We start from the raw sequence: 26,453 nt of genomic DNA, 5'->3' as shown, positions 1-26,453 counted from the left end.
TCTCGGCCCGCGGCTAATCAGCCGCAACAGGATTGCGGGGGCGGAAGTGCGCGGTGGAATGGGAGATTCATGATCACCCCCGGCCGAGGTCTAGTCGGTGTCGTGTCAGGATGCGCGGCGCTGCTGACCGGCTGCGCGCACGGCGGGCACAGCGAACCCACGCACGCGCACCAGCCCCATGCCGGGCAGTCCGTCGCCGATACCGCCGAGATGCAGCGCAGCGCCTTCGTCACCGCCTGTGCGGGCACGTCGGCGGGCTGGCAGGCGACCGCCGTGGTCAGCAACCGCGATGTGGTGGAGCACCGGTATCTGGTGGTGATCAGCTTCCAGACGCCCGAGTCCGCGGATCTGGAACGGACCCGCACCGAGGTGCTGGTGGCGCCGGGAGCGACCCAGGACTTCACCACCGAGACGCTGCTCGATCCGGTGGCCCGGCCACAGACCGTGCGGTGTGTGCTGCGCGGTGTCGAGCAACTCTGATCGATACTCGCTATTCGGGCGCGGGTCGGATGGGTCCGTCACGAAAGTTGCGCGGGGACAGGGGCGGACGCCTAGGATCACCAGCGCCGGCCATGCTCCGTGGGCCGCACCAGTAGGAATAGCTGAAGGATCACTGACCGTGCGTGGGTGACCAGGCGCGTTCTCCGGATGTGGATTTGTCGGTGCCATGGTGCATGCTCTTGGCACGCAGCTGTCCGCCCCGTCCGCCCCGGAGTGCCCATGTCGACCCGTACCAAGCCACAGCCCTTGTCGGATACCGAGATTCGGGAGATCGCCGCGGAAATCGACGCGGGCAGACCGCCTATGGTGTGGTTCACCGCGGCGGCGGTCGGCGTTCCGGAAGGTCGTTCCGGCAAGGTGATGTCCCTCGGCGATCCGTCCGAGGGCGATTTCCTGCAGGTGAAGCCGACGGGCTCGAAGGACGTGCTGTCCTTCGGTCCCACCGAGGTGACCCTGATCAAGCCGGCCCGGCAGAACCCGGCCAAACCGGCCACCGCGCCGACCTCCGCCGCCAAACCGGCGAGTGCAACCCCCAGAACGGCAACCAGGAAGGAACCGACCGTGACGATGTCGTCCCCCGCGACGATGCCGGCCGCCGCGCCGAGCACCCCGCCCGCTCCGGAAGCCACCCCGCAGCCGGCCGCCGAGCCCGCCGCCGAGGCCAAGAAGGCCGCGCGCCCGGCCCGCAATGCCGCCGCCACCGCGTCGGCCGCCCGCAAGCCCAAGGCTCCCGAGGTGACGGTCACCCTCAGCGGCACCGCCGAGGGCGAGTGGACCCTCGATGTCGTCAACGGCAAGAAGCGCACCATCCGCGGCCTGGCCGTGCCCAGTTCGGCCGTCTCGCAGGCCGCCAAGATCCTGCACCCCGAGGTATCGGAGGTGGTGGATTCCATCCTGGAGTCGGTGCGCGCCTCGCAGCGCGCCAAGGTCGAGCAGCTGCAGGCCGAGCTCGAATCGGCGCGTCGGCTACTGGAAGACCTGGCCTGAGCGCAGGGTTCTCCAGCCTGAGGGCTGACGGCCCAACCTTTTTCGTATGGGTTGGGCCGTACGCGGCCGCTACCGCGCGCTCAGACCGCGGATTCGCGCTGCCAGGTGAGCGGGCCCGGCTCGGGGCGGTTGCGCCGCAGGTCGTCGTGGAAGATGTAGCCGAGGGAGTATTCCTTGGCGTGGTACATGGCCGAATCCGCCTCGCGCAGTAGCTCGTAGACGGTGGTCTCGGTCTCGCGCGGTTTGGAGCACGCGATGCCGATACTGGCCGCGATGCGCACCTCGGCCGCGCTCAACTCGAACGGTTCGCCCAGCGTGGCCAGCAGGCGTTCGGCCAGCTGCAGGGCGTGCGGCCGGGCCAGCGGGGCCAGCACCACGAATTCGTCTCCGCCATAGCGGGCGGCCGCGTCATCGCGGCGGATCACCCGGCGGATGCGGGCCGCGGCGTTGGCGATGAGCTCATCACCCACCGCGTGCCCGTAACTGTCATTGACCCGTTTGAATCCGTCGAGGTCGATGAACAGCAGCGCCAACGGCTGTCCGGCCCACCGCTCCCGATTACGATGCAGCGCCCGCAGCAGGGCGGCGCGGTTCAGGAGTCCGGTGAGCATGTCATGGTCTGCCTGATACTGCGCGCGCCGCTCGCTGCGGGCGCTGCGTTCGATGGCGCGCTCGCTGCGTAGCAGCACTCCGGCTAGTAGGAGCGCGAACAGCGACGAGACCACGATGCGGTCCAGGGTGTCCAGGCTGGAGCCGACCACCGGCACCAGCGAGGCCACGATCATGACGATGGCGATGATGCTGGCCCGCTGCCGGGACCGGTGCGGATGGATATCGCGCGGCCCGCCCAGCACCACCATGCTGGGGTGCAGCGCGGCCGCGCCGATCAGCGTGAATCCCAGCTGCAGCGGCAGCAATTGGATCTGGCGGCCGATCACCGCCGAGCCCGCGGTCTCCAGGTTGTAGGCCAGATCACCGGCGAGGATGACCAGCATGGCCAGATGCACCAGGCGCAGTGAGGTTTCCGAGCGCGCCGAGGTGATCACCGAATGCACGATCACGGTGAGCAGCAGCGCGTCCACGATCGGGTCCGCCACGCAGGTGACGGTGGTGAAGTCCAGGTCCCGGGACATGTGCAGCACCGGTGAGATGAGGAAGGTCCACGACAGCAGCAGCGCGCCCAGCCCGATCAAGCCCGAATCGAGCAGCAGATCATGGTCGGTGCTGTTCTGGCGCGGGCGTAACCACAGCACCGCGGCCACCCCGACACAGCAGTAGCCGCTGAGGGTGAACAGGTCGTCGAAGGGGTGGCGCTGGGAATCGGAGATGTGGCGCAGCGCGGTGCCGATGGCGAATTGCACGGCGGCCGCGGAGAGCAGGTACCACGGCAGCGGATGGCGGGGCCGGAATTTGCGCACCCCCATGCCGATCATGGTGAGGCTGATGGCCACCGACACGAACAGCGTGCCCAGCGCCACCGCCTTGGAGTTGATCACCAGGGGCAGGCCGAGAATCAGTACGCCGCAGATGAACAGGACGGTGCGCCAGCAGATGTTGAAGCGCCATGGCCGTTCGGCCGGTTGTACGTCTGTTCCCACCAGCCCCCCTGTCCGAGCAGTACTCGAAAAGACACCGCCGATCATCAACCGTGTGTGTTGCGGTACGAGCATAGGTCCCCGCGCTGTGGTGGCGGAGTGCCCGGTCGAGAAAGGCGCTGCCACTAATTGGGCAACCGATCCGATCATGACATGAATGCGCGCGATCCGGAGCGGAGTTCGGCGAACCCGCAGGGCCGCTTTCGGCAGACTCGCTATGCTCCCCGCAGATCGAACCGTACGCCCCGCACGCCCCGGTGAAGAGGAGCCCGACAGTGGAATCGACGGCGGGACGCTGGTGGGCTCCCGGACGGGTCAACCTGATCGGCGAGCACACCGACTACAACGACGGCTACGTGCTGCCGCTGGCGCTGCCGCTGGGCACCACCTGCGCGATTCGGACCAGACCGGACGGCGTGCTGCGCATCGAATCCGCCCAGGCGCCCGGCGACCCGATCGACACCACCACCGCCGCGTTGTCCACCGCGGGCTGGTCCGACTTCCCCGCGTGGTCTCGCTATCCCCTGGGCGTGATCCGGGAATTCGAGCGCCGCGGCCACGAGATCCCCGGCCTGGACATCGCGGTCGACAGCACCGTCCCGATCGGTGCGGGCCTGTCCTCCTCGGCCGCCCTGACCTGCTCGGTCGCCATCGCCGTGCGGGACCTGTTCGCCCCCAGCGTCCCCACCGCCGACCTGATCGACATCACCCGGACCGCCGAGAACGTCTACGCCGGCGTTCCCACCGGCACCCTCGACCAATCCGCCTCTCTCCTCTGCACCCCCGGCCACCTGCTCTTCCTCGATACCCGCACCGGCAAGTCCGAACACCTCCCCTTCGACCTCGCCCGCCACGGCCTCACCCTCCTCATCGTCGACACCGGCGCACCGCACCGCCTCATGGACAGCGCCTACGCCACCCGCCGAGCCGAATGTGCCGCCGCCGCAGCCCAACTCGACGTTCCCACCCTCCGCGACGTCCCCACCGCCACCGAAGCCGACCGCCTCCCCGACCCCGTGCTCCGTCGCCGCGCCCGCCATGTCATCACCGAAAACGCCCGTGTCCTGCGAATAGCCGAACAATTGCGCTCCGGCGCGGACCCCCGCACCATCGGCCCCCTGCTCACCGCCGGCCACACCTCCCTCCGCGACGACTTCGAAGTCTCCGCGCCGGCCCTCGAGACAGCCGTGGCCGCGGCCCTGACGGCCGGCGCCCACGGCGCCCGCCTCACCGGCGCGGGTTTCGGCGGCAGCATCCTCGCCCTCATCGACGAGGGCCGCGCCGCCCAGGTTTCCGGTCGAATACGAGAAGCCCTGACCGTCAAGGGATTCACCGCCCCGCACATCTTCACCGCCACCCCCGCCGCCGGGGCCCGGCGCCTTGCCTGACCCCGGTGGTCGAGGCGTCCCGTTCGCCCGGGGCGCAGCGCCCGAGGCGTGCCCGCCATCCCATCGCCGGTACCGGGATCGGATGGCGGGCAGCGGGTTTCGGGCTACTTCGCCGGCTGGATCGACGGCTGGTTGATCGTCGTGAAGTACTGGACGGCGGCGGCGATGGCGACCGGGGCGGTGACGAAGACCTGGCCGGCGATGGTGCCGAGGAAGCCGACGGCGCTGGCGCCGATCAGGCAGCCGGTGCCGGCCGCGCCCAGGAGGGGGACGAACAAGGCGGCCAGCAGGCCGGCGGAGCCGATGGTGACAAGACTGGCGCCGGCGACGCCGCCGATCAGGCAGCCCAGGGCCGCGCCGCCGAGGCCGCCGGCCAGGGTGCCGACGGTCGCGCCCATGGAGAGGGTGCTGGTCATGCGGCTCCAGGCGGCCTGCTCGCGCTCGTAGTCGGACTTCCAGGGGGCGCTGTTCTCGAAGGGGAGGGCGACCGGCTGGTAGGTGGCGTGCGCGAGGTCGACCTGGGGCGTCAGCGTGGCGACGCGGTCGTGGATCTCGGTGGCGACCGGGAAGACGAAATCGTCCACGCGCAGCGACAGTTCGGTTCCGGCGACCGTGGTGCCGTCGGCGCCCTTGATCTTGAACACACCGTTCTCGACGCCCATCGAACCGGCGTCGGTGCGGATGACCAGGTCCTTCTCACCGGCGGTGGCGGTGTAGTTGATGGCACCGGCGTCCGCGGGGGCGGGTGCGGCGTTCACGGTTCCGGCGGTGACACCGAGGGCGGTGGTCACGAGGGCGGCGGAGACGGCGAACTTGTTGAGCTTCATCAGTTTTCGATCTTTCGTCGGTGCGGGTCAGAGGCCGCACGAAGAGGCGCAGGTCGCGTTCGCGACACCTGCGAAAGGGTGTGGTCGGCCGGCGGCACGGCCCGGAGGCCGTGTCGCTCAGCGAATTTCGGTGCCTAGGCGGTCTTGGCGCGCACGCGGGCTCCCACTCCCACGAGCACGTCGATCACCAGGAAGGCCAGCAGCGGCAGGCCGATCATCGGCGCGAACCAGCCGACCACCGCGGCGGCCGCCGCCAGCGGCAGCAGCACGATCGGCGGAGTCTGCGCGATCGCGCGGCGCGGAGCCTTGCCCACGGCCGGCTTCGCTTCCTTGGTCGGGCGACGCCGCCACCACATGAGGTAACCGCGCACGATCACCGTGCCCAGCCCGATCATCGCCGCCAGCAGCACCAGCTGATTGACCAGGCCGAACAGCAGGCCCATATGGAACTGGATGCCCCAGTTGGTCAGCTTGGCCATCAGCGGCCAGTCGGCGTAGGGCAGCTTGGCGGTGACATTGCCGGTCGCGCCGTCCACCGCGATGGCATCACGGGTGTACTGGCCCGGGCGGCGCAGTTCCTGTGCGACGAACGCCGTGCCGTCCTTGGCCGGAATGCTGATCTCCAGCGGCCCGTTCAGGCCGTTGGCCCGGGCGACGCCGTACACGGTGTCGGCCAGCGCCGCCTTGCCGGCCGGGGGTGTCGCCGCGGGCGCGCTGCCGTGCCCGTCGTGCTCGCCGCCCGCGGGCTTGGCCGGACCGGTCGATCCCGGCAGCGTGGCGTCCACCGCGGGGGTCTGCCAGCTCATGGCCTTGCGCAGCTCGGTCACGTTCTCGCCCGCGTACTTCGACCAGGTCATGCCGGTGGCCGACAGCAGCAGGATCAGCGGCAGGATCCAGACGCCCACCGCCGCATGCCAATTCAGCGTGCGCGCGCGGGGCCGCGACCGATCCGGGCGTAGCAGCCAACCGGCCGAGCGCTTCTCGCGCCGCGCCCGCACCCGCCGGTACCAGAGCACCAGTCCGGCCAGCGCGATCAGCCACAGCCAGGAGGCCGCGGTCTCGCTGTAGAACCGGCCGACCTTGCCCAGGTGCAGATCCTTGTGCAGCTTGTCGATCCAGGTGCGCAGGGGCAGCGCGCCCGAGCTGCCGTAGACGACGTCGTCGCCCACCGTTCGCGCGGTGACCGGATCGACGAACACGGCACGGCGTTCGGACTCACCCAGCGACGGATCGCTGAAGATGACGCGCGTGGTGTCACCGGCGTTCTGGCCGGGAGCGACCGCGACCAGCGCCAGCGCAGGCTCGGCCGCCTGTGCCGCCGCGATCTGCTCCTTCAACGGCTTGGCGGGCCCGGTCGAATCCGTGTGCAGCAGCCCGCTGGAGGTGATGTTCTCCAGCGTCGGCGAGATCGCGTACAGCGCACCGGTCACGGCCGCGATCAGGATGAACGGTGCCACGAAGACGCCCGCGTAGAAGTGCAGCCGCAGCATGAGCGCCTGGAAGGCATTGCCCGCGCCGCGTTTCGGGGGCTTCCCGGACGCCGGTGGTTCCGGCGTCGGGGCAGGGGAGGGTGGCGGTGTCGTCGCGACACCGCTGTCAGTGATTGTCACCAAAGGTCTTTCGGGTTCGAGTGAACACCCGGGATGCGGGGAACCCGGACACGTCGATGCGGTGCCGGTCCGGGCAGCCCATGACCCCCTCGTGGCGCGCACGCGACTGCCACCGCGGCGCACAGCGGTCATGGGATACCGGGACGCGGATGTCAGCACCGCGACGGTCGCGGACACACAGCGATGTCACACGGACGTGAAAGTCCGTGTGCCCGGATGAAAGTAAGGATTCAGACTCGAACGAGCGCGGGCGGACCACGCGTGCGGAAGACGTCGGCCGCGAAGATCCGCAGCACGACCAGATCCCGGTGCGGGATGGGCAGCAGTGGCGGCCCCGACAGCACCGGCAGTGAAATGGGCAGCGGCAGTACCCGGGCCAGCACCGTGGTGCCGATCCGGTAGGCCGCCTCGGCGCCCAGAATGACAACGGCCGCCACACACGCCGCCGTGACGTGCGCGGCCAGCATGGCCGGGCTCCACATCGAGGCGGTGTGGTGCATGTGGTGCATGCTCCCCGGCGAACCCCACATCATGGCGAAGTGGCCCAGCAGTTGCCCGCCGATCAGCGCGGCCAGCAGGCCGGTGACGGTGGAGCGCAGCGCGGGTACGCTCGCCACCGCCGCGCCGACCGCGGCGGAGACGGCGACCAGCAGCGTCAACGGCCCCGATTCCAGGGGCGCGGCCCCCGAGATCCAGCCGTGCGCGGCCATCGCGAGCGCACCGGAAACCGAACCGGCCGCCCCACCGCGCAGCACCGCAGCATCACTGCGGAATTGCGCCGTGCGGCGGCCGGATTCGAAACTCACGCGCTGATGATAGCGATCGCGCTGCGCTGGGACGCTCGTGCCCCGCTGCCGGGCGGCGGGGCACGAGAAACACTTGTCACGAAGGTCTTCCGCACCCGGTCGGGGCGCGGAAACCCGCTGGTGGCGAACCCGCGGCGAAGACCCTAGCGCTCTGTGACGTCCATCTCGATGAGCGGCTTGCGCAGCAGTTTGCCGGTGGCGTTGCGCGGCAGCTCGTCGAGGAAGATGACCTCGCGCGGCACCTTGTACCGGGCCAGGTTTTCCTTCACGTAGTCCTTGATCTCCTGCACGTCGCGCTTGGAGTCGGGACCGGGAACCACGATGGCGCGCAGCCGCTTGCCGAAATCGCGGTCGTCGACGCCGACCACGGCGGCCTCGAGGATGTCGTGCCGGTTGGACAGCAGGTTCTCGACCTCCTGCGGGAAGACGTTCTCACCGCCGGAGACGATCATGTCGTCGTCGCGGCCGTCGATGAACAGCAGCCCGTCGGTGTCGAAGTGGCCGACGTCGCCCGAGGACATCAGCCCGTCCACGTACTCCTTGGTGCGGCCGTCGGTGTACTGCTTGAACGAGTGCCCGTTCTCGATGAAGATCGTGCCGGTCACGTTGGGCGCGGTGATGCGCTTGCGGTTCTCGTCGTACAGCGCGACCCGGATGCCGACCGGCGCCTTGCCCGCGGTGGTCGGGGCCTTGCGCAGCTCGCTCGGGGTGGCCACGGTCATGACCGCGCACTCGGTGGAGCCGTACACGTTGTAGAGCGTCTCGCCGAAGTAGTCGAGGGTGCGGGTGACGACGTCCGGCGGGATGGCCGAGCCGGCCGCGAAGATGACGCGCAGGGTCCGCTTCGGGTCGTACTTGGCCAGGGTCTCCGGCGGCAGGTCGAGGATGCGCTGCAGCATGGTCGGCACCACGGTCAGGCCCTGCGCCCGGTACTTCACCAGGTTGGCGAGGGTGGTCTCGGGGTCGAAGCGGCGCTGCTGGAACACCACCCGGTTGCCGAGCGCGATCGACAGCGTGAACTGCGACAGGCCGGTGGCGTGGAAGATCGGGGCGGCCATCACCACGGTGCTGTTGCGCGGCAACGGGATTCGATCCAGGAACTGGGCCGTGATGAACGGCGACACCTTGTCGCGCGGCGCGCCCTTGGGGGTGCCGGTGGTGCCCGAGGTCAGGATGACCATGCCGCCCGGCTTCTCCGGCGGCGTCAGCGGCGCGGTGGACTGTCCGGCCGCGACCGACTCGATGGTCGGAATCGAGGGGTCGGCATTGTCCTTCTCGTCGACCCAGGTCAGGATGCGCGGAATCTCGGCCGGGATCGCCGACATCAGGTCGAAGAACTCGCTGTCGTGCAGCACCGCCTTGACCTTCTCGCGCACCGCCACATCGGTGAACTGCGGCTTGGCGAAACCGGTGTTCATCAGCACCGCGCGCACGCCCAGCTTGCCGGCGGCGACCAGGCTCAGCACCATGCCGCGGTGGTCGCGGGCCAGCACGCCGATCACGTCGCCGGGGCCCAGGCCCTGCGCGGCGAGGCCGCGGGCCAGCGCGGTCGACTGCTTGTCGAGCTGTTCGAAGGTGAGCTCACCACGCTCGTCGACGATGGCGGCGGACTTCGGATTGGTGTTGGCGGCGTGCACGACCGCGCCCGCGAAGGGGCCGAACTTCAACACGTTGATCGCCGAGCGCACCGCGTGATCGGGGCGCAGCGGATTGAACAGCCCCCCTCGGACCATGGCATTGACGCTCATAGCGGTATCGCCGGCCTTGCGTAGAACCGTGCCCGCCGATGGAAGTGACATGGGTACAACCTTCCGCGGTCCCCCTGCCGGACGAGTCCGCCGACGGACCACAACATCGAGATCCAGTGCGGTGCTAACCCTAGCAAGCACCGGCCGCGGGGATGTGGCCGAGGTCTCCGTTACTCGCGGTTACGAATAAACCTCGCAGCTCGTGGCGCGAATCCCAGGATTGCCACCGTGTCGCGGCCGGTCGGACCGGGAAGGTTGTGCAGGTCGCGGCGGCGGTTCAGGCGGCGGGCGGCACGTATTCGACCAGGACGCGGCGCAGCAGTTTTCCGGTCGCGTTGCGGGGGAGATCGTCGAGGAAGAAGACATCGCGCGGCACCTTGTAGCGGGCCAGGTTCGCCTTCACGTGTGCCTTGATCTCCTCGGCGTCGAGTTGCGCACCCGGTTCGGGAACCACGAACGCGCGCAGCCGCTTACCGAACTCGACATCGTCCACGCCGACCACGGCCGCGTCGAAGATGTCGGGTCGCTCCAACAGCAGGTTCTCCACCTCCTGCGGGAAGACGTTCTCGCCGCCGGAGACGATCATGTCGTCGTCGCGGCCGTCGATGAACAACAGTCCGCGGTCGTCGAAATGCCCGACGTCGCCGCTGGACATGTAGCCGTCGATGACCTCCTTCTTGCGGCCGTCGGTGTAGCCCTTGAACGGGGAACCCGACCGGATGAAGACGCGGCCGGTGACATTCTTGGCCAGCACGCGGCGGCCGTCGTCGTCGAACAGGGCCACCTCGCAGGTGAGCGGGGCCTTCCCGGCCGTGCCCGGAGCCACGGTCAGATCCTCCGGCCGCGCCACCGAGGCGATCGCGCACTCGGTGGAGCCGTAGAGGTTGTAGAGCACCGGGCCGAACACCTCGGCGGTGCGCACCGACAGCTCCGGTGACAACGCCGACCCCGCCAGCACGATCCCCTTCAGCGAGGAAGTGTCGTACTTCTGGCGAATCTCCTTGTCCAGCTCCACCATGCGATGCAGCATGGTCGGCACCGCCACCAGCATGTCCGCCTGGTGCTCGGCGATCAGGCGCAGCGTGCGCTCGGCGTCGAAGCGGCGGGCGGTCACCACCTTGTTGCCGAACGCGCACCCGGTCAGCCAGGTCGCGAAACCGGTGGAATGGAAGATGGGGGAGACGATCACCATCGTGCCCCGGTGCGGGAAGTCGATGCGGTCCACCATCTGCACGGTCGACAGCGGACCGGTGCGTTCGCGCGGCGCGCCCTTCGGCAGGCCGGTGGTGCCGGAGGTGAGGATGATGAAGCCGCCCGGCTTCTTCGGCGCGGGCAGCGGCGTCCGCGCGTTGGATTCGATCAGCTCGTCGAGAGTCTTCGCGCCGGACGGTATTTCGGCGCCCTCGTCGACCCAGGTCAGGATGCGGGGCAGATCCTCGGGCAGAGCGTCGAGCAGGCCCAGGAATTCGCTGTCGTGCAATACGACTCGCACGTTCTCGCGCTCGCACACCTGCGCGAACTGGGGTTTGGCGAAGCCGGTGTTCATCAGCGCCAGCCGCGCCCCGAGCTTGCCCAGAGCGGCCATGGTCAGGATCAGGCCGCGGTGGTCGCGGGCGAGCACGCCCACCACGGTGCCGGGGCGTACGCCGTTGCGCTGCAGGCCGCGGGCCAGGGCGTTGGACCGCTGATCCAGCTCGCGGTAGGTGAGCTCACCACGCTCATCGGCCAGGCCGGGCAGATCCGGGAACATGCGCGCGGCCCGGCGCACCGCCGTCGCGGGCGGGCCGAAAACCCGTGCGTCCCTGAGCAATCGCACCGTCTCGACCGGATCCGACGGGTCGCTCAACCCCAATTCTCGCAACCGCCGCAGTCCCTTGAGCGCCTCGCCGGTGTGCGCCATGCGCTGCCGAGTCGAATGCAGAACCGAGGCCATGCGGACCACCTCCGTTGACGAGACGCCCGCCGCCTCACCCGGCGGCGGTAGCGCCACCGTAACAGGGGCATGTGACGCCGGTTACACATTTCCGGTCACATCGGGCATCGGTATGATTCGCGAAATTCCCCGGATTGTTAACCCCGCCGTCGTGCGCACGTCACCCGCGTCGCCCAGGCTGCGTGTTTCCGATCCCGAAACCGATGAGGAACTCACATGGAACTGCTCGCCGTGCTTGCCAACATCGTCACCGCCCTGGGCACCGGAAGTGCCGCGCTGACCGCGCTGTAGGCAGAACGTGTGACCGCGCTGTAGAACGCACGAACAGCCCGCCGGAGGACCGGCGGGCTGTTCGTGTTTCCGGGGTGCTCAGGCCCGCGCCCGGTGTCTCGGCCCGAACCGGTCGCGAGCCCGCATCGAACCGCGCGAACCCGACCCCACGGCGGGGGAATCGCCGCAGAATCAGGAGATGAGCGACCTCTTCGATTACTCCGGCCGGACCGTATTCGTGGCCGGTGGCACCAGCGGAATCAATCTCGGTGTGGCGCTGGCGTTCGCGCGGGCGGGGGCCTCGGTGGGGGTGCTGTCGCGCTCGCCGGACAAGGTGCGCACCGCCGTCGACTCGATCGGGGAGAGCGGGGGCACCGTGCTCGGCTTCGCCGCGGACGTGCGCGACTACGACGGGGTGGCGCAGGGGATCGCCGCCATCTGCGGGGAGATCGGGGAGCTGGACGTGCTGGTGTCCGGGGCGGCCGGGAACTTTCCCGCCGCGGCGGACACCATGTCGGCGGGCGCGTTCGCGGCGGTCGTGGACATCGATCTGAAGGGCACCTTCAATGTGCTGCGCGCGGGCCGCGAGCATCTGCGCACGCCCGGGGCGTCGGTCATCACCATCTCCGCGCCGCAGTCGACCCTTCCGATGGCGATGCAGGCGCACGCGTGCGCGGCCAAGGCGGGCGTGGACATGCTCACCCGATGCGCGGCGCTCGAGTGGGGTCATCACGGCATCCGGGTCAACGCGGTGGTGCCCGGGCCGATCCAGGACACCGAGGGCATGGCGCGCCTGGCGCCCACACCCGAAATGGCCGATCTGGTGGCCGGATCGGTGCCCATGGGCCGCTACGGCACCGCCCAGGAGATCGCCGACTGCTGCCTGTGGCTGGCCTCGCCCTACGCCGCCTACGTCAACGGCGCGATCATCCCCGTCGACGGCGGCTGGTCGCTGGGCGGCGCGTCCGAGGTGTTCACCGCCATGCGAAACATGTTGGCGGGCTGAGCTTCCCGCTCAGTGCCCGCCCGCCGCGATCTTCTTCGGATCGATGAACGACTGCAACGGCGACAGATGCGTGTACGTGTCGAGCAACGCGCGGCCCAGCGCGGCGTGCGCTTCCACCACCGGATTCGTGGCCCCGTAATTGTCGGCGTCGGGAGCCTGATCGGCGAAGAACGAGAACACCACCGACGGTGCCCCGGCCTCGTCGAACATGACGCCCGTATCGTGCCGTTTGTCATCGGACGCACCGTGTTTGGTGGCGAAACGGGCCCGCTCCTGCGAGGACATATTGCGCCGGACACCGTCGGTGTAGCCGACCGACGTCCACGCCATGATCCGCAGCACCGCCTGCGTCGACTCCTGTGACAGCAACGCCCCCGAAGCCAGCCGGTACAACAGGTCATTGTTCTCGCGCGCCGTGGTGACGCCCAGATAGAACCGGCTCTCCCCGGGCAGCGGCACCACGCGAGTCTGCTTGAACCCCAGTCGATCCAGGGTCTCGTTGACCTGATCGCCCGACACGAACCGCGACAGCAGTCGCACCGCGGTGTTGTCCGAAACCTGCAGCATGGTGGTCAGCAGATTCGCGACGGTCAGCTGATCCCCGAACGCGGCCTGATTCAGATACAGCCCGCTGCCCTCGGCGATGATATCGGCGTCCAGCGTCGTGGTGTCCGACAGCTTCACCCGGCCCGCGTCCACTTCGGTCATGAGCGCCGCCATCACCGCCAGCTTCTGCACGCTGGCGCCCTCGATCACGAAGTCGGCGTCCTCCTCCACGACCGGCACCGGCGTCCCCGAGCCCAGATCGGTCACCAGGCAATGCCACCGGCCGCCGGCGACTCTGGTGATCGCCCGGTATTGCGCGTCGAACGCGGGACCCATCACCGGCACCCCGGCCCGGCCGACCGCGGCCGGTATCAACGCACCGGCAGTAAGTGCCCCCGCCCCCAATAGCATTCGCCTACTGAATCCACGCACCGCCGAAACCTATCCGCGCAGATCACATTTCGGCAACCGCCGCGCCGCGTCCGCACCGCCGGTTTCACCCATATGAGCTGGTCGACCGACCGTTACCGAACCTCGAGAGTTCGCTGTGTTTCCCGGATCGGCGGCCGCACCGGCCGGAACGAGATCGCCGCGACGCTCGTTGGCTGGGCATGACCTCATCGACGGGCACCGCGCGGCTGATCACCGACGCCGATGTTCCCACCGCGGTGGACACCTTGGCCCGCGCGTTCGCCGATTACCCCTACACCCGGTACGTGATCGACGCCGACAACCATGTGGAACGAATCCGCCGCTATCAGGAGCTGTGCCTGACCCGCATCGCGATGGTCTACGGGAAAGTATGGATCGTCGACGAGGGCCGAGCTGTCGCAGCCTGGTCCACCCCCGACCGGGACCCCGCGCCCGCCTTCGCCGAGATCGCCGTGGAACTGGACGAACTCATCGGCGACCGATCCGCGGCCGCGGCCGCCGCCGAAGCGGCCATCGAGCCCTACCGGCCACAGGAACCGGGATGGATGCTGCACACCGTCGGCGTCGCCCCCGAACATCAGGGCCGGGGACTGGGCAATGCCGGCCTCGGACCGGGGATCGAAGCAGCCGCTCGCGCAGGCTATCCGGCCTTCTTGGAAACCTCGAGCGAGGCGAATGTCCGCTTCTACCGCCACCTGGGCTTCGAAGTCACCGCCGATATCGTGCTGGCCGACAACGGCCTGCGAACCTGGTGCATGCGCCGCGAACCCCGTCAGGAGAGTCAATGGCATCGGTAAGAACGATCCAGGTCACCTTCGACTGCGCGGATCCCGCGCGCCTCGCTCAGTTCTGGTGCCAGGTATTGGGATACGAGCAGCAGGGATCAGCCTGCGTCGACCCCGCAGGTGTGGGCCCGCGCCTCTATTTTCAACAGGTGCCCGAAGGCAAGGTCGTCAAGAATCGGCTGCATCTGGACGTGCGCGTCGGCACCGGTCTCGTGGGCGCGGAGCGCGTGGCCGCCCTCGAGGCCGAATGCGCCAGACTGGTCGCCCTGGGGGCGGTTCGGCAGCGGCTGCTGCTCGCCGACGAGGTCAATGAATCGTGCCTGGTCATGCAGGACATCGAAGGCAACGAGTTCTGCCTGGACTGAGCCGAGTCAGGCTCGCCCCTGTGCACTGGCGAAGGAGTCGTAAGCATCCTGGCTGAACAGTACGAAACGCACTTCCCGCACCGCGGTGTCAGCCGCTCGCACCGTCTCGATCGCGATCCGAGCGCCATCATCGATCGGCCACCCGAAAATGCCGGTGGAGATGGCCGGGAACGCCACCGTCCGCGCACCCAACTCATCCGCCACCCGCAAGGATTCGCGATAGCAGGAGGCCAGCAGCTCGGACCGATCATCCCGCGCCGACCACACCGGCCCAACCGTATGAATCACCCACCGCGCGGGCAGATTCCCACCGATCGTCGCGACGGCCGCCCCGGTAGCCAGCCCCTTCCCATAATGCGACGCCCGCAGTTCACGGCACGCGGCCAGAATCGCCGGACCCCCCTTCCGATGAATGGCCCCATCAACACCCCCACCCCCGAGCAGCGACGAATTCGCCGCATTCACCACAGCATCAACCTCCTGCTCGGTGATATCCCCCCGAACCAGCACCAGTTCGACCATCCACCCATTCTCCCCGGACCGAGTAGTCCGGCACGCGTCGCCCCTGAACCCTCATCACCCCTCGTCCAGTACCCGACGCGTGAATCCGGCTCCGCAAAGCCTTCGGTATGCCGCTGTCACCTCGCCCGGCACATCCTGCTCGATTGCCCACCCTTCGGCCGGATAGATCCATACCCGCTGAGTGTCGCCGACCAGCATGTTTATCACTCGCTCCACATCACCGATACTCGCCACGTAGTCGTCCAATGCGAGCGGAAGCGACCCACACGTGATATCGACTCCGGGCCAACGCTTTCGGCAGATCGCATAGCTCCGTCGCTGCTGGTACGGCCGGGAGATCAACATCACGGAGGAGGTCGAGTCGAGAAGTCCATGCTGGTCGAGTAGGACACGGGAGAAGTCGATGTTGTCGCCGGTGTTCGTAGCCCTGGGCTCAACAAGGATCGCCTCGGCCGGCACCCCGAGCCGGACGGCGTGCTCTCGAAAGTGGTTCGCCTCGCCGCGGGGAAATCGTTCTACGGTAGTCGGGGCGTTCGCCCCGGTGAACACGATCAGCGGGAACATGCCCGCGTGATACAACTCGGCTGCGTAAGTGGCGACGCCGATGTCATGACCACCGAGCCCGATGCCCACATCGACCGGTCGTGGCGTGTGATGCATCTGGTTGTAGTCCCAGAGGGTTTCGACATCCGAACGGAACTCTGCGGGCAAGGTCATCGGTAACGGTTCCTCTACTCGGGCAGCGCAAAATCGTATATCCACGAAAAGCGCGATGCCGCATGGACGCCGCGGGCAAACTCGACTAGAAGATCATCGGCTGTGTACGTCTGCCGTGTCAGGATCATCACCGGTTCGCCGGCGGGCAGTTCCAGCGTTTTGCTCTCCTCCGGGGTCGGCATCCGGGCGAAGATCGTTTCCGACATGTGGTCGGGCTCGTAGCCTTGGAGTGTGAGTACCGCGAACCCGCCACCCGGACCGGCCGGGCCGGGTGTGGCATCCACCAACGGTGTTCCTTCGACGTGCTCCCGAAGGTAGTAGCTGGTGAGGGTGTGCGTCGGTTGGCCCGCGTCCCGAACGATCCGGGCGCGTCGGTAGACAAGCGTCGCCGGCTCGAGTCCGAAGGCCTCTGCGACTTCCGCATCGGCTTCGACCAGGTCGACAGTCTGTGTCTGATCGGTGTGCTCCCAGGAGCGGCCGGAGGCCTCACGATCGGCGATGAAAGCGACGGTATCTCCGTACTTCCACTTCCTCTTGGAGTACCGCTCGGTGCCGAGCCTCCGAAGTGGCGGTCGCTCACGAACGACGGTGCCGCGCCGCCGGATCGCGGTCACGAGTCCCTCGGCTTCCAGCAGGCCAACCGCCTGGCGAACCGTCTTGATGTTGACGCCGTAACGCTCGGCCAACTGCTCCTGCTTGGGAAGCGTTGCGCCAGGCTGGTATTCGCCGTCGTTGATGGCCTGACGCAGTCCGGCCGCAACTTCTCGGTATCCGCTCATGTCGCTAAGGGGTGCTCTCCGGTCGCTGGTATGCGAACTGATCGTGCTTAAGAGTAGCTCTATTCTCATCGCAACCGTAGCAACCGCATTAGAACCAGCTCTATTGCTTGGTGGCCGACGGGGTGCTTGAATAGAACCACCCTTAATATCTGGATCTTTCGAACAGGTGGGCAGGAGTTGAGGTGGGCGGAAGGACAAGGGTCTTCGTGTTCCCTGGGGGCTTGTTGGAAGTCGCGTCCTACAGCGATGCGACGGACGACGGCGCCGGGATCTACCTGGAGTGTTTCGGATCGAGTGATCGCGATGACGAACTGGAAGGGGAGGTAATGCGGTACAGGCCAACGGCGTTGGGATATCTGAGGACGGATGTATCTGGTATCGGCCAGCTTTGGGATGAGAGTCAAATCCGCCAGACGGCCACAAGACTCGGATTCGACCTCGCCGCCATCGTCCTCTATGACCCCCTGACCGGCCGTCCGCCACTGGCACGGCTGAAAGCTCAGGCAACCCGTCTCGCCGCCGAGGCCGTCATCGTCCCCGGCCTCGCCCATTTCGAGGATGGTCGAATCCCGCCGTCGATCACCCCCAAACTTGACGTAATCACCGTGACTCCCGAGTAGACCCAGGCCCGGGCTGCCGCCGTCGGGAGCGGTCGGCCCAGCGTTCCGGTGAGTTCGACGGCAGGCCGTCGAGACGCCGAGACCTCGGCAGATCGGTTGTTGTGGATAGTATTTGGGAGTGTTATCGCAGTTGCTGGGCACGCTGAGCGGAGTGGTGATCGGTGGTGCGATCACCTTTCTGGCGTCGTACGTCAACGAACGGTCCAAATGGAACCGAAGCCAGGGGACGCGTTGGGACGAGCGTCGACTACAGGCGTACTCGGACTATCTGATCGTCACCAGAGCTATGCACACTATGGCCGCACGCATCGTTCGCTTGCGGGCAGGTGAGATCGACCAGCACGGTGCGTCACTGCAAGAAGTGCTGGTTCAGCTGGGTGAACTCGAGCGTGAGCGCACCCAGCGGTGGCAGGAGGTACAGTTGCTCGGCAGCCCTGCTGCGGTGGCGATCGGTGACGAACTCAACAGGTGTACATGGACATTGGAGTGGTTCGCATACGGCGAACTCACGGGCGACACAGACTGGCTGCTGATCGTTCGTGAGGCGTATGTTCTGCGCAAGGAGTTCAGTGTCGCGGTCCGCGGTGATCTGGGCGTCTCTGAGCCCAACATTGCGGTGCCAGAGTGGCGTGATGCGTGGACACCACACAACCACATGATCGAGGTCCGCCAAAGAGCGCGGCCGCTCCCGCAATCCTAGAGGCGTGTATCGACCCGTGCAGCCCCCGAGGTTCGGTCGGTCCGCAGTCTGAAGAACAATCCGGCGATTGATGTGCCACTCCTCCGCGGTCGATGCGGCGGCCTCGGTGTGGGAGCTACCTGCGGACGGCCTGGAGACGGCCCTGACCGTTGAAAATGATCAATGTGAGTGGTCTGGAGACGAGAAAACCGGTGCGAGGCAGAGAGGCTGCTCGCACCGGTTTTCCGTTGTGCCAGAACTTACTTCAGCTTGTCGCTGCCCAGGCCGAGGACGCGGCGGGCGACGATCAGCTGCTGGATCTGCTGGGTGCCTTCGAAGATGTCGAGGATCTTCGAGTCGCGGCCCCACTTCTCCAGGAGGGTGCGCTGGGAGTAACCCGTGGCGCCCGCGAGCTCGACCGCCTTGAGGGTGACATCGGTGCCCATGCGGCCGGCCTTGGCCTTGGACATGGAGGCCTCGAGGGAGTTGGGCTTCTTGTTGTCGGCCATCCAGGCGGCGCGGAGGGACAGCAGGTAGGCCGCTTCCCAATCCGCTTCCAGGCGAAGGAATTCCGCGGCGGCGGCGTGCTGGTTGTTGGCGGGGGTGTCGTAGGAGATCTCGACGCCCGCTTCGGTCAGCACGGTGCGGAGTTCCTCGAGGGCGGCGCGGCCGACGCCGACCGCCATGGCGGCCACCAGGGGGCGGGTGTTGTCGAACGTCTGCATGACGCCCGCGAAACCCTTCTCCACGTTGACTTCCGGGGAACCGAGGATGTTGTCCTTCGGGATGCGGCAGTCCTCGAAACGGATCTCCGCGGTGTCGGACGCCTTGATGCCGAGCTTGTGCTCGAGGCGGGACACGGTGAGGCCCTTGGCGTCCCGGGGAACCACGAAGGACTTGATGGCGGCGCGGCCCAGGGACCGGTCCACCGACGCCCACACCACGATGTGGGTGGCGCGCGAGCCGGCGGTCACGAAGATCTTGGTGCCGTTGAGGACCCACTCGTCACCGTCGAGGGTGGCGGTGGCGGTGACCGCCGCGGAGTCCGAGCCGAAGGACGGCTCGGTGATGGCCATGGCGGCCCACACCTTGCCGAAACGCGCCAACTGCTCGTCGGTGGCGACCGCGGCGATGGCGGCGTTGCCCAGACCCTGGTAGGGGATCGACAGCATCAGGCCGACGTCGCCCCACGAGGTCTCGAGCGCGTTCATCAGCGCGGACATATTGCCGCCGTTGGTGTTTCCGAGCAGCTCGGTGGCGTGCGCGTCTTTAGAAGACCCAGCGCCCTCGGTGGACTCGCCGGCCTTACGGCCGCCGGTGGCGCCGGAGACGTCGGCGGAACCCGAGTCGGACAGGCCCTCGACCATGGCGGCCATGGTGTCCAGCTCGACCGGGTATTCGTGCTCGGCCAGGTCGTACTTGCGCGACGCGGGACGGAAGATCTCCTGCGCGACCTGGTGGGCCTGGTTGGCGCTGGCCCGCAGCTTCTTGGGGAGTTCGAGATTGATCATGAGTGGTCTCTCCGTTGAGAAGTCGGGTCAGAGGAGAACGACGCCCTCGGCGACGCCCACACCGCGCAGATCGCGGTACCAGCGCTCGACCGGGTGTTCCTTGGTGAAGCCGTGGCCGCCGAGCAGCTGCACGCCGTCGAGGCCGATCTGCATGCCCTTGTCGGTGGCCAGCTTCTTGGCCAGCGCCGCCTCACGGGCGAAGGACAGACCCTGCTCGGCGCGCGACGCACCCCGCAGCGTCACGAGACGAAGACCGTCCAGCTCGATCGCCATGTTCGCGACCATGAACGCGACCGCCTGCCGGTGCGCGATCGGCTCACCGAACGCCTCCCGCTCCTTCACGTACGGAATCACGTAGTCCAGCACGGCCTGACCGGTGCCGATGGCCAGCGAGGCCCAGCCCAGGCGGGCCAGCCGCACGGCGTCGGCGTACTCCTCGGCGCGCACCGCGCCCTCGGAGTCGCCCAGCAGGGCGGTGGCCGGAACCGCGACATTGTTCAGGATCAGGCGACCCAGGCCCGCGGCCCGCATACCCATGCTCGGGTCCGCCTCGATCACGACGCCCTCGGTGTCGGACTCGACGATGAAGAAGGTCGGGCGGCCGTCCAGCTCGGCGGCGACGATGAACAGCTCGGCGTCACCGGCGGCCGGGACCAGGGTCTTCACGCCGTTGAGGCGGAAACCGCTGGGGGAGCGGGTGGCCTTGGTCTTCAGCGCGAACGGGTCGAACAGCGCCTGCGGCTCGGAGATGACCACCGAGGACTGCGGCACGTTCTCGCCCGCGTAGGCGCCCAGGTAGCTCTTCTGCTGCGCGTCGGTGCCCCACTGCGACAGCGCGACCGCGACACCGCTCGGCGCCAGGATCGGCAGCGCCAGGCCCATGTCGCCGTACGCCAGCGCCTCGGCGACCAGGGAGTTGGTGACCGCGCCCCGCTCGGAGGCCGCGCCCTCGAGCTCCTCGGGCACGTTGATCAGCGTGACGCCCAGCTCGGCGGCCCGCTCCAGCAGGTCGCGCGGCGCCTTGGCCGAGTTGTCGGCCTCGTAGGCGGCCGGGCGCAGGATCTCGCCGGCGAAGTCGCGCACCGTCTCGACGATCATCTGCTGCTCGTCGGTCGGGGTGAGGTCGAAGTAGTCCTTCTTGCGAGACTCGTTGGCGGGCAGCCGCTTCGGAGCGCCACCGCCGGCGACCTTCTCGAACGCGCGGGTCGCGGCGCCGAGGGTGCGGAATCCGGTCTTGGTGCCCTCGTAGGTGAGCCGCTCGATCGGCTTGCGCAGGTTGTACTTCTCGGCCAGGTCGGACCCCGTGATGGTCGTCATGACCCGCATCGCCGCGCCCATCCAGTCGCGTTTGACCGGGTTGAGGCCAACGGCGGACGTATCCCGCTTCGTTGCGGTGTCTCGAGTGCTCATAATCACCAGTTTTCTATCGAGGAGGTGGGTGATCCTGCCCAGCAATCTTACTCCTGAGTAAGACTATCTTACTTCAGAGTAAGAACTGTCGTCGAGTGTTGTCGAATCGCGAGGTCAGAGCGGTGGTTCAGACTTACTGACCCGTAATGCCCGAATCCTGTGAAATAAATGCACTTCAGAAGATAGCGAAGTGGGCTAGGGTCGGCGGCGCACAACTCGTTCCTGATGGAGGTTCGTACATATGAAGATCGCGCTCGGAACCGTGGGCATGATTGCCGCCGGTCTCTTCCTCGCCGCCCCCAACGCCAGCGCCGACGTGCAGCTGCAGCCGATCGACGTCGGCATCACCGGTTCCGGCATCGGCACCGGCTCGGGCACCAGCGGCTGCGGCGGCGGCATCAACAGCGAGATCGGCCTCGGCTCCGTCGGCGTCGGCTCGTCCGTCCCCGGTGGCCCGTACATCAACCTCGGTTCGGTCTGCGTTCCGCTGGGCTGATACCCCCGAGGCGTCGCCACGCAGTAGTCGAGGCGTAGCGACGCGCCCGGCAGCGGGACCGCAGCCCGTGCCGGGTACCCCCGTACGAATCTCTCCGATCAGGCCTGCAAGGCCGCCAGAACCTGGTCTTGCAGATGCGAATTGGTCGCGACCGCGCTCCCGCCGTGCGGTCCCGGCTTTCCGTCCAGGGACGTGAAGGTGCCGCCCGCCTCGCGGATCAGAATGTCCAGCGCCGCCATGTCCCACAGCGACAGTTCGGGCTCGGTGACGATGTCGACCGCACCCTCCGCCAGCAGCGCGTACCCGTAGAAGTCGCCGTATCCCCGGGTGCGCCACACCTCGTCGGTGAGCGCGATCAGCTTGGCGCGCCGCCCGATCGCCCGCCAGCCGGTCAGGCTGGAGATCGCCAGACTGGCCGCGCCCAGCTCCGCCACCGCGGACACCGAAATGGCCTTGGGCTCACCGTTTTCGAACGTGCTCCAGGCGCCCTGGCCCGCGGCCGCCCACCAGCGCCGCGACAGCCCCGGCGCGCTCACCACGCCCACCACCGGCACGCCGTCCTCGAGCAGCGAGATGAGCGAGGCCCACACCGGCACGCCGCGCACGAAGTTCTTGGTCCCGTCGATCGGATCGATCACCCACTGCCGGCCGGTGAATTCGGCATCCCCGCCGAATTCCTCGCCGAGCACCAGATCGTCGGGGCGCTCGGCCGAGAGCACCTCCCGCACCATCCGCTCGACCGCCAGATCCGCGTCCGACACCGGCGTCAGATCCGGTTTCGAGTCGATCTTCAAGTCGAGCGCCCCGAACCGCTCACGGGTGATCACATCGGCCGCGTCGGCCAGCCTCAGCGCAAGTTCCAGGTCAGCGGAGTATCCGGTCACCCCGAGCACGTTAGTCCTCCCCCGTTAACGCCGGGTGTCCCGCGTCCCGAACGACCGATGGCACACCGGTGAGCGGAGATCAGCTCGCTCGCGGTGTGCCACGCGGTCGGTCAGGCCGGGACGGCGGCCCGGCGGGCGGTGCCGAGGGCCGTTGCCCACCAGTGCAGCTGGGTCAGTAGACGGTCGGCGGCCTCCTCGAATTCGGCCGGGTCGAGCAACGCGCCGGACTGATCGAACAGCAGGTAGTAGCGGGAGAAGGAGATGTAGTCCTTCAGCGTGTGGGCGTTGAGTTCGTTGAAGACCGCGCGCAGGCCCTCGATGGCCAGCAGCCCGCCCGATTTGCCGCTGTAGCCGACGAATCCGACTGTCTTGCGATCCCATTCGGCCAGATGCCAGTCGATAGCCGTCTTGAGCGACGAGGGGAAGCTGCGGTTGATGTCGGGCGTGACGATCACGAACGCGTCCGCCGCCGCCAGTCGCGCCGCCAACTCGTCACCATTGCCGGGGCGAACCGGATTCGGCTCCATCGCCAGCGGGATCGCGGGCAGTTCGTGCGGCAGGTCGTAGTCGGCCAGATCGATCACATCCACCTCGAACGCGCCGTGGACGCGGGCCTGCGCGGCGAACCATTCGGCCACCACCGGTCCGAAGCGGCCCTCCCGGACGCTGCCGATGATCACCGCGAGGCGCGGGGACGTGCTGGTCATGATGGTCTCCTTCGGGGATCCGGTGCGGCTCGGTCGGCCGCTCGGGATCAACTCTGCGAGTTCGCGAGACCGGTAGGGAGACCACGCTGAGAGTGGTAGTGCCAGGGACACCCTCGGACCCGGTCCCGGTTGTTACCGTCGAAAGCGTGAGTGAGAACGAGCTGGGTCTGTTCCTGCGCCTGCGCCGCGAGGCCGTCACACCCGCCGAGGTGGGTCTGCCGACCGGGCCGCGGCGGCGCACGCCCGGATTGCGCCGGGCCGAATTGGCCACGCTCGCGGGTGTTTCCGTGGAATACCTGACTCGGCTCGAGCAAGGCCGCGACCGGCGCCCGTCCTCGCCGGTGCTGATCGCGCTGGCCGACGCGCTGCGCCTGACCCCCGCGCAACGGCTGCACCTGCTCGGGTTCGCGAAGGCCGGGGACCCGAACTTCAACTGCCGCGGCGGTTCCGGGCCCAACCGCCGGATCCGCCCGGCCGTGCAGGCCATGCTGGATCAGCTCGAGCCCGCACCCGCCGCCGTGATGAACCGCCTCACCGAGATCCTCGCCGTGACCGACGGCTACCGAGCCCTGTTCGGCCCGATCGGCATGCTCGACGCCGGCCTGCCCGGCAACTACGCACGCTATGTGCTGTGCGACCCGCGCGCCCGCGAGTTCTATCCCGATTGGGAACACAAGGCGGACAAGGTGGTCGCGACCCTCAAACAGGGTCCCGGCCGCAACGACCCGCATGTGAACGCGCTGCTCGACGAGCTCGCCGAGACCCTCGGGCCGGAATTCACCGATCGGCTCGACACCATCCCCGGCCTGCCGGATACCAATGGCGTCGGCCGCCTCGAACATCCCGAGGCCGGGTCATTGCGCCTGGCCTACGAGACCCTGCACTTCTCGGCGGACGACGACCAGACCCTCATCGTCTATCTGCCGGCCGACGACGCCACCGCCGCCGCCCTCGACCGACTGGTCGGTCGCCGTCCCGGCGGGCTGCGCGCCGTCGCCGGGTGACTCGCGGCGATAGTCCCTGGTGGCGGTCTCGCTCACGGCTCGGCGAAGCCGGGGAACGCCGAAGTTAGGGCGCGGTGCGGCGGGACGGTAGATTTGGAAACCGTGCATCCTGACGTCTCCGCTGATCTGGCCGAACTCGACACCACTCTGAAGACCATCGAGTCGGTGCTCGATATCGACGAGCTGGCTCGCCGCATCGACGAGCTGGAACACCAGGCGGCCGACCCGGAGCTGTGGAACAACCAGGAGCACGCGCAGAGCGTGACCAGCGAGTTGTCGCACGCCCAGGCCGAACTGCGGCGGGTGCGCGACCTGCGGCAGCGGCTCGAGGACCTGCCGGTGCTCTACGAGCTCGCCGAGGCCGAGGAGGGCGCGGACCGCACCGCGGCGCTGGCCGACGCCGACGCCGAGCGGGCCACCCTGCACGCCGACGTCGAGGCGATGGAAGTCCGGACGCTGCTGTCCGGCGAGTACGACAAGCGCGAGGCGCTGGTCAACATTCGGTCCGGCGCGGGTGGCGTGGACGCCGCGGACTGGGCGCAGATGCTGATGCGCATGTACGTGCGCTGGGCCGAGGGCCACAAGTACCCGGTCGAGATCTACGACACCTCCTACGCGGAAGAGGCGGGCATCAAGTCTGCGACCTTCGCGGTGAAGGTGCCCTACGCCTACGGCACGCTGTCGGTCGAAATGGGCACGCACCGACTGGTCCGTATCAGCCCGTTCGACAACCAGGGCCGCCGCCAGACCTCCTTCGCCGAAGTCGAGGTGCTGCCCGTCGTCGAGACCACCGACCACATCGAGATCCCCGAAGGCGAGGTCCGCGTCGACGTGTACCGGTCCTCGGGCCCGGGCGGCCAGTCGGTCAACACCACCGACTCCGCGGTCCGCCTGACCCACATCCCGACCGGCATCGTGGTCACCTGCCAGAACGAGAAGTCGCAGCTGCAGAACAAGATCTCGGCCATGCGCGTGCTGCAGGCCAAGCTGCTCGAGCGCAAGCGGCAGGAAGAACGCGCCCAGATGGACGCGCTCAAGACCAACGAGGGCGCCTCCTGGGGCAACCAGATGCGCTCCTACGTGCTGCACCCGTACCAGATGGTCAAGGACCTGCGCACCAACTACGAGGTCAACAACCCCTCCGCCGTGCTCGACGGCGACATCGATGCTTTCATCGAAGCCGGAATTCGCTGGCGCATGCGGGAGCAGTCGGCGAACTAGATCAACTCGGCTTGCCCGCTCCGCACGGCGGAGGGGAGCGGAGGCGCTATGAATACAGAATTCGGAAATTGGCTGCGGTCCAGCGGCTTGGAAATCGTGCTGCTGGTCGTGGGCACCATGCTCTTCAGCCGCGGCGCGAACTATGTGCGGGACAAGATCACCCGCCGCATCGACGCCGGATTCCACAGCAGTGACTCGCTGGTGCGGTCGGAGGCGTCGAAGCATCGGCACGCGCTGGCCCAGGTGATCACCTGGGTGGTGCTGTCCATCGTCTACTTCCTGGTCTCGCTGGAAGTGCTGCGGCGCTTGGGTTTCGAGCTGGGCGGACTGGTCGCCCCGGCCGCGGTGCTGGGCGCGGCGCTGGGTTTCGGCGCGCAGCGCATCGTGCAGGATCTGCTCGCGGGATTCTTCCTCATCACCGAAAGGCAGTACGGCTTCGGCGATGTCGTGCGGATCGCGGTCAGCGGGAACTCCGCGGAGGCCGAGGGTACGGTGGAGGACGTCACGTTGCGCATCACCACCTTGCGCAGCGCGGACGGCGAAGTGGTCATCGTTCCCAACGGTCAGATCGTGAAAGTGACCAACCTGTCCAAGGATTGGGCGCGCGCCGCCATCGATGTGCCGGTGCCCGCCACGTCCGACATCAACAAGGTCAACGAAGTCCTGCGCGATGTCGGGGCCAAGGCGTTCTCCGATCGCAAGCTGAAGGCCCTGCTGCTGGACGAGCCCAGCGTGATGGGTGTCGAAGATCTCACCGTCAATCAGATGAACATCAAGATGGTGGCCCGGACGCTGCCGGGCAAACAGTTCGAAGTCGGGCGCGAGCTCCGTGTGCGGGTGGCCGCGGCACTGCGCCGGGAGGGTATGAGTGTCGGTGTCGATCAAGCGAATCCGTAAGTCCACCGCGATCCTGATGGCGGTGTGGGTCGCCACTTTCGGGCTCTACGTGGTCGTCAAGCCCGCCGGACACGAGTCCAAGAGCACCCCGCCGATCGTGAATACCGTGCTCAGCAACTATCTGCCAAACACCTCGGAGCACACCCAGCGCTGACTCCGTGCCCGCGCGGTGTAGTCGGCGGCGCGGTCGCCCTGGCTACACTGGCT

The 26,453-nt window shown here is 67.9% G+C and carries 27 protein-coding genes; 13 read left to right on the top strand and 14 right to left on the bottom strand.

Annotated features, from left to right (window positions below):
- The first annotated feature begins 102 nt into the window (after positions 1 to 102).
- A complete protein-coding gene (locus ACWELJ_RS04915; protein WP_452364856.1) occupies positions 103 to 480 on the top strand; it encodes a hypothetical protein in 378 nt (125 codons plus the stop codon).
- A 240-nt stretch (positions 481 to 720) separates the two neighbouring features.
- The gene (locus ACWELJ_RS04910) at positions 721 to 1,488 is read left to right on the top strand and encodes a DUF6319 family protein (protein WP_452364855.1); all 768 of its coding nucleotides are present in this window, start codon (positions 721 to 723) and stop codon (positions 1,486 to 1,488) included.
- Between the two features lie 80 nt (positions 1,489 to 1,568).
- On the opposite strand, the gene ACWELJ_RS04905 is transcribed toward ACWELJ_RS04910, so the two are convergent.
- Positions 1,569 to 3,086, bottom strand: coding sequence for a diguanylate cyclase domain-containing protein (locus ACWELJ_RS04905; protein ID WP_452364854.1), 1,518 nt, complete (start codon positions 3,084 to 3,086; stop codon positions 1,569 to 1,571).
- Positions 3,087 to 3,358: 272 nt separating this feature from the next.
- On the opposite strand from ACWELJ_RS04905, the gene galK reads away from it, so the two are divergent.
- Positions 3,359 to 4,471 carry a galactokinase gene (galK, locus tag ACWELJ_RS04900; protein ID WP_452364853.1) on the top strand — a complete coding sequence of 371 codons (1,113 nt, stop codon included), beginning with the start codon at positions 3,359 to 3,361 and terminating at the stop codon, positions 4,469 to 4,471.
- Positions 4,472 to 4,575: 104 nt separating this feature from the next.
- On the opposite strand, the gene ACWELJ_RS04895 is transcribed toward galK, so the two are convergent.
- The 5 genes from ACWELJ_RS04895 to ACWELJ_RS04875 all read right to left on the bottom strand — a co-directional run bounded on the left by ACWELJ_RS04895 (position 4,576) and on the right by ACWELJ_RS04875 (position 11,395).
- On the bottom strand, positions 4,576 to 5,298 hold the full coding sequence (locus ACWELJ_RS04895) for a hypothetical protein (RefSeq protein ID WP_452364852.1): 723 nt from the start codon (positions 5,296 to 5,298) through the stop codon (positions 4,576 to 4,578).
- Between the two features lie 134 nt (positions 5,299 to 5,432).
- Positions 5,433 to 6,788 carry a PepSY-associated TM helix domain-containing protein gene (locus ACWELJ_RS04890; protein WP_452364897.1) on the bottom strand — a complete coding sequence of 452 codons (1,356 nt, stop codon included), beginning with the start codon at positions 6,786 to 6,788 and terminating at the stop codon, positions 5,433 to 5,435.
- 350 nt (positions 6,789 to 7,138) lie between these two features.
- The gene (locus tag ACWELJ_RS04885) at positions 7,139 to 7,714 is read right to left on the bottom strand and encodes a hypothetical protein (protein WP_452364851.1); all 576 of its coding nucleotides are present in this window, start codon (positions 7,712 to 7,714) and stop codon (positions 7,139 to 7,141) included.
- Between the two features lie 143 nt (positions 7,715 to 7,857).
- Positions 7,858 to 9,513, bottom strand: a complete 1,656-nt coding sequence (locus tag ACWELJ_RS04880; RefSeq protein ID WP_452364850.1) for an acyl-CoA synthetase — start codon at positions 9,511 to 9,513, stop codon at positions 7,858 to 7,860.
- 226 nt (positions 9,514 to 9,739) lie between these two features.
- Positions 9,740 to 11,395, bottom strand: coding sequence for an acyl-CoA synthetase (locus ACWELJ_RS04875; protein ID WP_452364849.1), 1,656 nt, complete (start codon positions 11,393 to 11,395; stop codon positions 9,740 to 9,742).
- Positions 11,396 to 11,864: 469 nt separating this feature from the next.
- On the opposite strand from ACWELJ_RS04875, the gene ACWELJ_RS04870 reads away from it, so the two are divergent.
- A complete protein-coding gene (locus ACWELJ_RS04870; protein WP_452364848.1) occupies positions 11,865 to 12,671 on the top strand; it encodes an SDR family oxidoreductase in 807 nt (268 codons plus the stop codon).
- A gap of 9 nt (positions 12,672 to 12,680) precedes the next feature.
- Here the strand turns inward: ACWELJ_RS04870 and ACWELJ_RS04865 are convergent, their stop codons facing one another.
- On the bottom strand, positions 12,681 to 13,628 hold the full coding sequence (locus ACWELJ_RS04865) for a serine hydrolase (protein WP_452364847.1): 948 nt from the start codon (positions 13,626 to 13,628) through the stop codon (positions 12,681 to 12,683).
- 200 nt (positions 13,629 to 13,828) lie between these two features.
- On the opposite strand from ACWELJ_RS04865, the gene ACWELJ_RS04860 reads away from it, so the two are divergent.
- Both ACWELJ_RS04860 and ACWELJ_RS04855 read left to right on the top strand, forming a co-directional pair.
- On the top strand, positions 13,829 to 14,446 hold the full coding sequence (locus tag ACWELJ_RS04860) for a GNAT family N-acetyltransferase (protein ID WP_452364846.1): 618 nt from the start codon (positions 13,829 to 13,831) through the stop codon (positions 14,444 to 14,446).
- Entirely contained in the window at positions 14,434 to 14,799 is a 366-nt protein-coding gene (locus tag ACWELJ_RS04855) for a VOC family protein (RefSeq protein ID WP_452364845.1), read from the top strand. Before ACWELJ_RS04860 ends, ACWELJ_RS04855 begins: the two co-directional genes overlap by 13 nt.
- A gap of 6 nt (positions 14,800 to 14,805) precedes the next feature.
- On the opposite strand, the gene ACWELJ_RS04850 is transcribed toward ACWELJ_RS04855, so the two are convergent.
- Genes ACWELJ_RS04850 through ACWELJ_RS04840 form a run of 3 tightly spaced genes read right to left on the bottom strand, consistent with a single transcriptional unit; the run spans position 14,806 to position 16,817 of the window.
- Positions 14,806 to 15,321 carry an O-acetyl-ADP-ribose deacetylase gene (locus ACWELJ_RS04850; protein ID WP_452364844.1) on the bottom strand — a complete coding sequence of 172 codons (516 nt, stop codon included), beginning with the start codon at positions 15,319 to 15,321 and terminating at the stop codon, positions 14,806 to 14,808.
- Between the two features lie 54 nt (positions 15,322 to 15,375).
- Positions 15,376 to 16,038, bottom strand: a complete 663-nt coding sequence (locus tag ACWELJ_RS04845; RefSeq protein WP_452364843.1) for a YdcF family protein — start codon at positions 16,036 to 16,038, stop codon at positions 15,376 to 15,378.
- Between the two features lie 14 nt (positions 16,039 to 16,052).
- Positions 16,053 to 16,817: a GntR family transcriptional regulator gene (locus ACWELJ_RS04840; protein WP_452364842.1), complete on the bottom strand. Its 765-nt coding sequence runs from the start codon at positions 16,815 to 16,817 to the stop codon at positions 16,053 to 16,055.
- 221 nt (positions 16,818 to 17,038) lie between these two features.
- On the opposite strand from ACWELJ_RS04840, the gene ACWELJ_RS04835 reads away from it, so the two are divergent.
- Together ACWELJ_RS04835 and ACWELJ_RS04830 are read left to right on the top strand one after the other, a co-directional pair.
- Positions 17,039 to 17,437, top strand: a complete 399-nt coding sequence (locus ACWELJ_RS04835) for a hypothetical protein (protein ID WP_452364841.1) — start codon at positions 17,039 to 17,041, stop codon at positions 17,435 to 17,437.
- Between the two features lie 118 nt (positions 17,438 to 17,555).
- A complete protein-coding gene (locus ACWELJ_RS04830) occupies positions 17,556 to 18,137 on the top strand; it encodes a hypothetical protein (RefSeq protein WP_452364840.1) in 582 nt (193 codons plus the stop codon).
- 239 nt (positions 18,138 to 18,376) lie between these two features.
- Here ACWELJ_RS04830 and ACWELJ_RS04825 read toward each other — a convergent pair whose 3' ends face one another.
- Both ACWELJ_RS04825 and ACWELJ_RS04820 read right to left on the bottom strand, forming a co-directional pair.
- On the bottom strand, positions 18,377 to 19,627 hold the full coding sequence (locus ACWELJ_RS04825) for an acyl-CoA dehydrogenase family protein (protein WP_452364839.1): 1,251 nt from the start codon (positions 19,625 to 19,627) through the stop codon (positions 18,377 to 18,379).
- Positions 19,628 to 19,654: 27 nt separating this feature from the next.
- Positions 19,655 to 21,043, bottom strand: coding sequence for an acyl-CoA dehydrogenase family protein (locus tag ACWELJ_RS04820; protein WP_452364838.1), 1,389 nt, complete (start codon positions 21,041 to 21,043; stop codon positions 19,655 to 19,657).
- 235 nt (positions 21,044 to 21,278) lie between these two features.
- On the opposite strand from ACWELJ_RS04820, the gene ACWELJ_RS04815 reads away from it, so the two are divergent.
- Positions 21,279 to 21,533 carry a hypothetical protein gene (locus ACWELJ_RS04815; protein WP_452364837.1) on the top strand — a complete coding sequence of 85 codons (255 nt, stop codon included), beginning with the start codon at positions 21,279 to 21,281 and terminating at the stop codon, positions 21,531 to 21,533.
- Between the two features lie 98 nt (positions 21,534 to 21,631).
- On the opposite strand, the gene hisN is transcribed toward ACWELJ_RS04815, so the two are convergent.
- Positions 21,632 to 22,417 carry a histidinol-phosphatase gene (gene hisN / locus ACWELJ_RS04810; protein WP_452364836.1) on the bottom strand — a complete coding sequence of 262 codons (786 nt, stop codon included), beginning with the start codon at positions 22,415 to 22,417 and terminating at the stop codon, positions 21,632 to 21,634.
- A gap of 110 nt (positions 22,418 to 22,527) precedes the next feature.
- Positions 22,528 to 23,124 (bottom strand): NADPH-dependent FMN reductase, encoded by a 597-nt coding sequence (locus tag ACWELJ_RS04805; protein ID WP_452364835.1) that lies wholly within the window; start codon positions 23,122 to 23,124, stop codon positions 22,528 to 22,530.
- Between the two features lie 146 nt (positions 23,125 to 23,270).
- Here ACWELJ_RS04805 and ACWELJ_RS04800 point away from each other — a divergent pair, with 146 nt between their 5' ends.
- The 4 genes from ACWELJ_RS04800 (at position 23,271) to ACWELJ_RS04785 (ending at position 26,400) form a co-directional block, all read left to right on the top strand.
- Positions 23,271 to 24,128 (top strand): helix-turn-helix transcriptional regulator, encoded by an 858-nt coding sequence (locus ACWELJ_RS04800; protein ID WP_452364834.1) that lies wholly within the window; start codon positions 23,271 to 23,273, stop codon positions 24,126 to 24,128.
- Positions 24,129 to 24,230: 102 nt separating this feature from the next.
- Positions 24,231 to 25,349, top strand: coding sequence for a peptide chain release factor 2 (gene prfB / locus ACWELJ_RS04795; protein ID WP_452364833.1), 1,119 nt, complete (start codon positions 24,231 to 24,233; stop codon positions 25,347 to 25,349).
- 48 nt (positions 25,350 to 25,397) lie between these two features.
- Complete coding sequence (locus tag ACWELJ_RS04790; RefSeq protein WP_452364832.1) at positions 25,398 to 26,246, top strand: mechanosensitive ion channel family protein; 849 nt, start codon at positions 25,398 to 25,400, stop codon at positions 26,244 to 26,246.
- The gene (locus ACWELJ_RS04785; RefSeq protein WP_452364831.1) at positions 26,224 to 26,400 is read left to right on the top strand and encodes a hypothetical protein; all 177 of its coding nucleotides are present in this window, start codon (positions 26,224 to 26,226) and stop codon (positions 26,398 to 26,400) included. The genes ACWELJ_RS04790 and ACWELJ_RS04785 overlap by 23 nt, the downstream gene beginning before the upstream one ends.
- Positions 26,401 to 26,453 lie beyond the last annotated feature (53 nt).

The sequence above is a fragment of the Nocardia sp. NPDC004582 genome, from assembly GCF_053602115.1.
Note: the sequence above shows the minus strand (reverse complement) of the source record. Positions and strands in the feature narration are given on the sequence as shown.

Bases quoted from the DNA above. Each gene is read 5' to 3' on its own strand.
- ACWELJ_RS04910 (WP_452364855.1), top strand. From the start codon at position 721: ATGTCGACCCGTACCAAGCCACAGCCCTTGTCGGATACCGAGATTCGG.
- ACWELJ_RS04895 (WP_452364852.1), bottom strand. From the start codon at position 5,298: ATGAAGCTCAACAAGTTCGCCGTCTCCGCCGCCCTCGTGACCACCGCC.
- ACWELJ_RS04890 (WP_452364897.1), bottom strand. From the start codon at position 6,788: ATGCTGCGGCTGCACTTCTACGCGGGCGTCTTCGTGGCACCGTTCATC.
- ACWELJ_RS04880 (WP_452364850.1), bottom strand. From the start codon at position 9,513: ATGTCACTTCCATCGGCGGGCACGGTTCTACGCAAGGCCGGCGATACC.
- ACWELJ_RS04875 (WP_452364849.1), bottom strand. From the start codon at position 11,395: ATGGCCTCGGTTCTGCATTCGACTCGGCAGCGCATGGCGCACACCGGC.
- ACWELJ_RS04870 (WP_452364848.1), top strand. From the start codon at position 11,865: ATGAGCGACCTCTTCGATTACTCCGGCCGGACCGTATTCGTGGCCGGT.
- ACWELJ_RS04865 (WP_452364847.1), bottom strand. From the start codon at position 13,628: ATGCTATTGGGGGCGGGGGCACTTACTGCCGGTGCGTTGATACCGGCC.
- ACWELJ_RS04860 (WP_452364846.1), top strand. From the start codon at position 13,829: ATGACCTCATCGACGGGCACCGCGCGGCTGATCACCGACGCCGATGTT.
- ACWELJ_RS04855 (WP_452364845.1), top strand. From the start codon at position 14,434: ATGGCATCGGTAAGAACGATCCAGGTCACCTTCGACTGCGCGGATCCC.
- ACWELJ_RS04850 (WP_452364844.1), bottom strand. From the start codon at position 15,321: ATGGTCGAACTGGTGCTGGTTCGGGGGGATATCACCGAGCAGGAGGTT.
- ACWELJ_RS04845 (WP_452364843.1), bottom strand. From the start codon at position 16,038: ATGACCTTGCCCGCAGAGTTCCGTTCGGATGTCGAAACCCTCTGGGAC.
- ACWELJ_RS04840 (WP_452364842.1), bottom strand. From the start codon at position 16,817: ATGAGCGGATACCGAGAAGTTGCGGCCGGACTGCGTCAGGCCATCAAC.
- ACWELJ_RS04825 (WP_452364839.1), bottom strand. From the start codon at position 19,627: ATGATCAATCTCGAACTCCCCAAGAAGCTGCGGGCCAGCGCCAACCAG.
- ACWELJ_RS04815 (WP_452364837.1), top strand. From the start codon at position 21,279: ATGAAGATCGCGCTCGGAACCGTGGGCATGATTGCCGCCGGTCTCTTC.
- ACWELJ_RS04805 (WP_452364835.1), bottom strand. From the start codon at position 23,124: ATGACCAGCACGTCCCCGCGCCTCGCGGTGATCATCGGCAGCGTCCGG.
- ACWELJ_RS04790 (WP_452364832.1), top strand. From the start codon at position 25,398: ATGAATACAGAATTCGGAAATTGGCTGCGGTCCAGCGGCTTGGAAATC.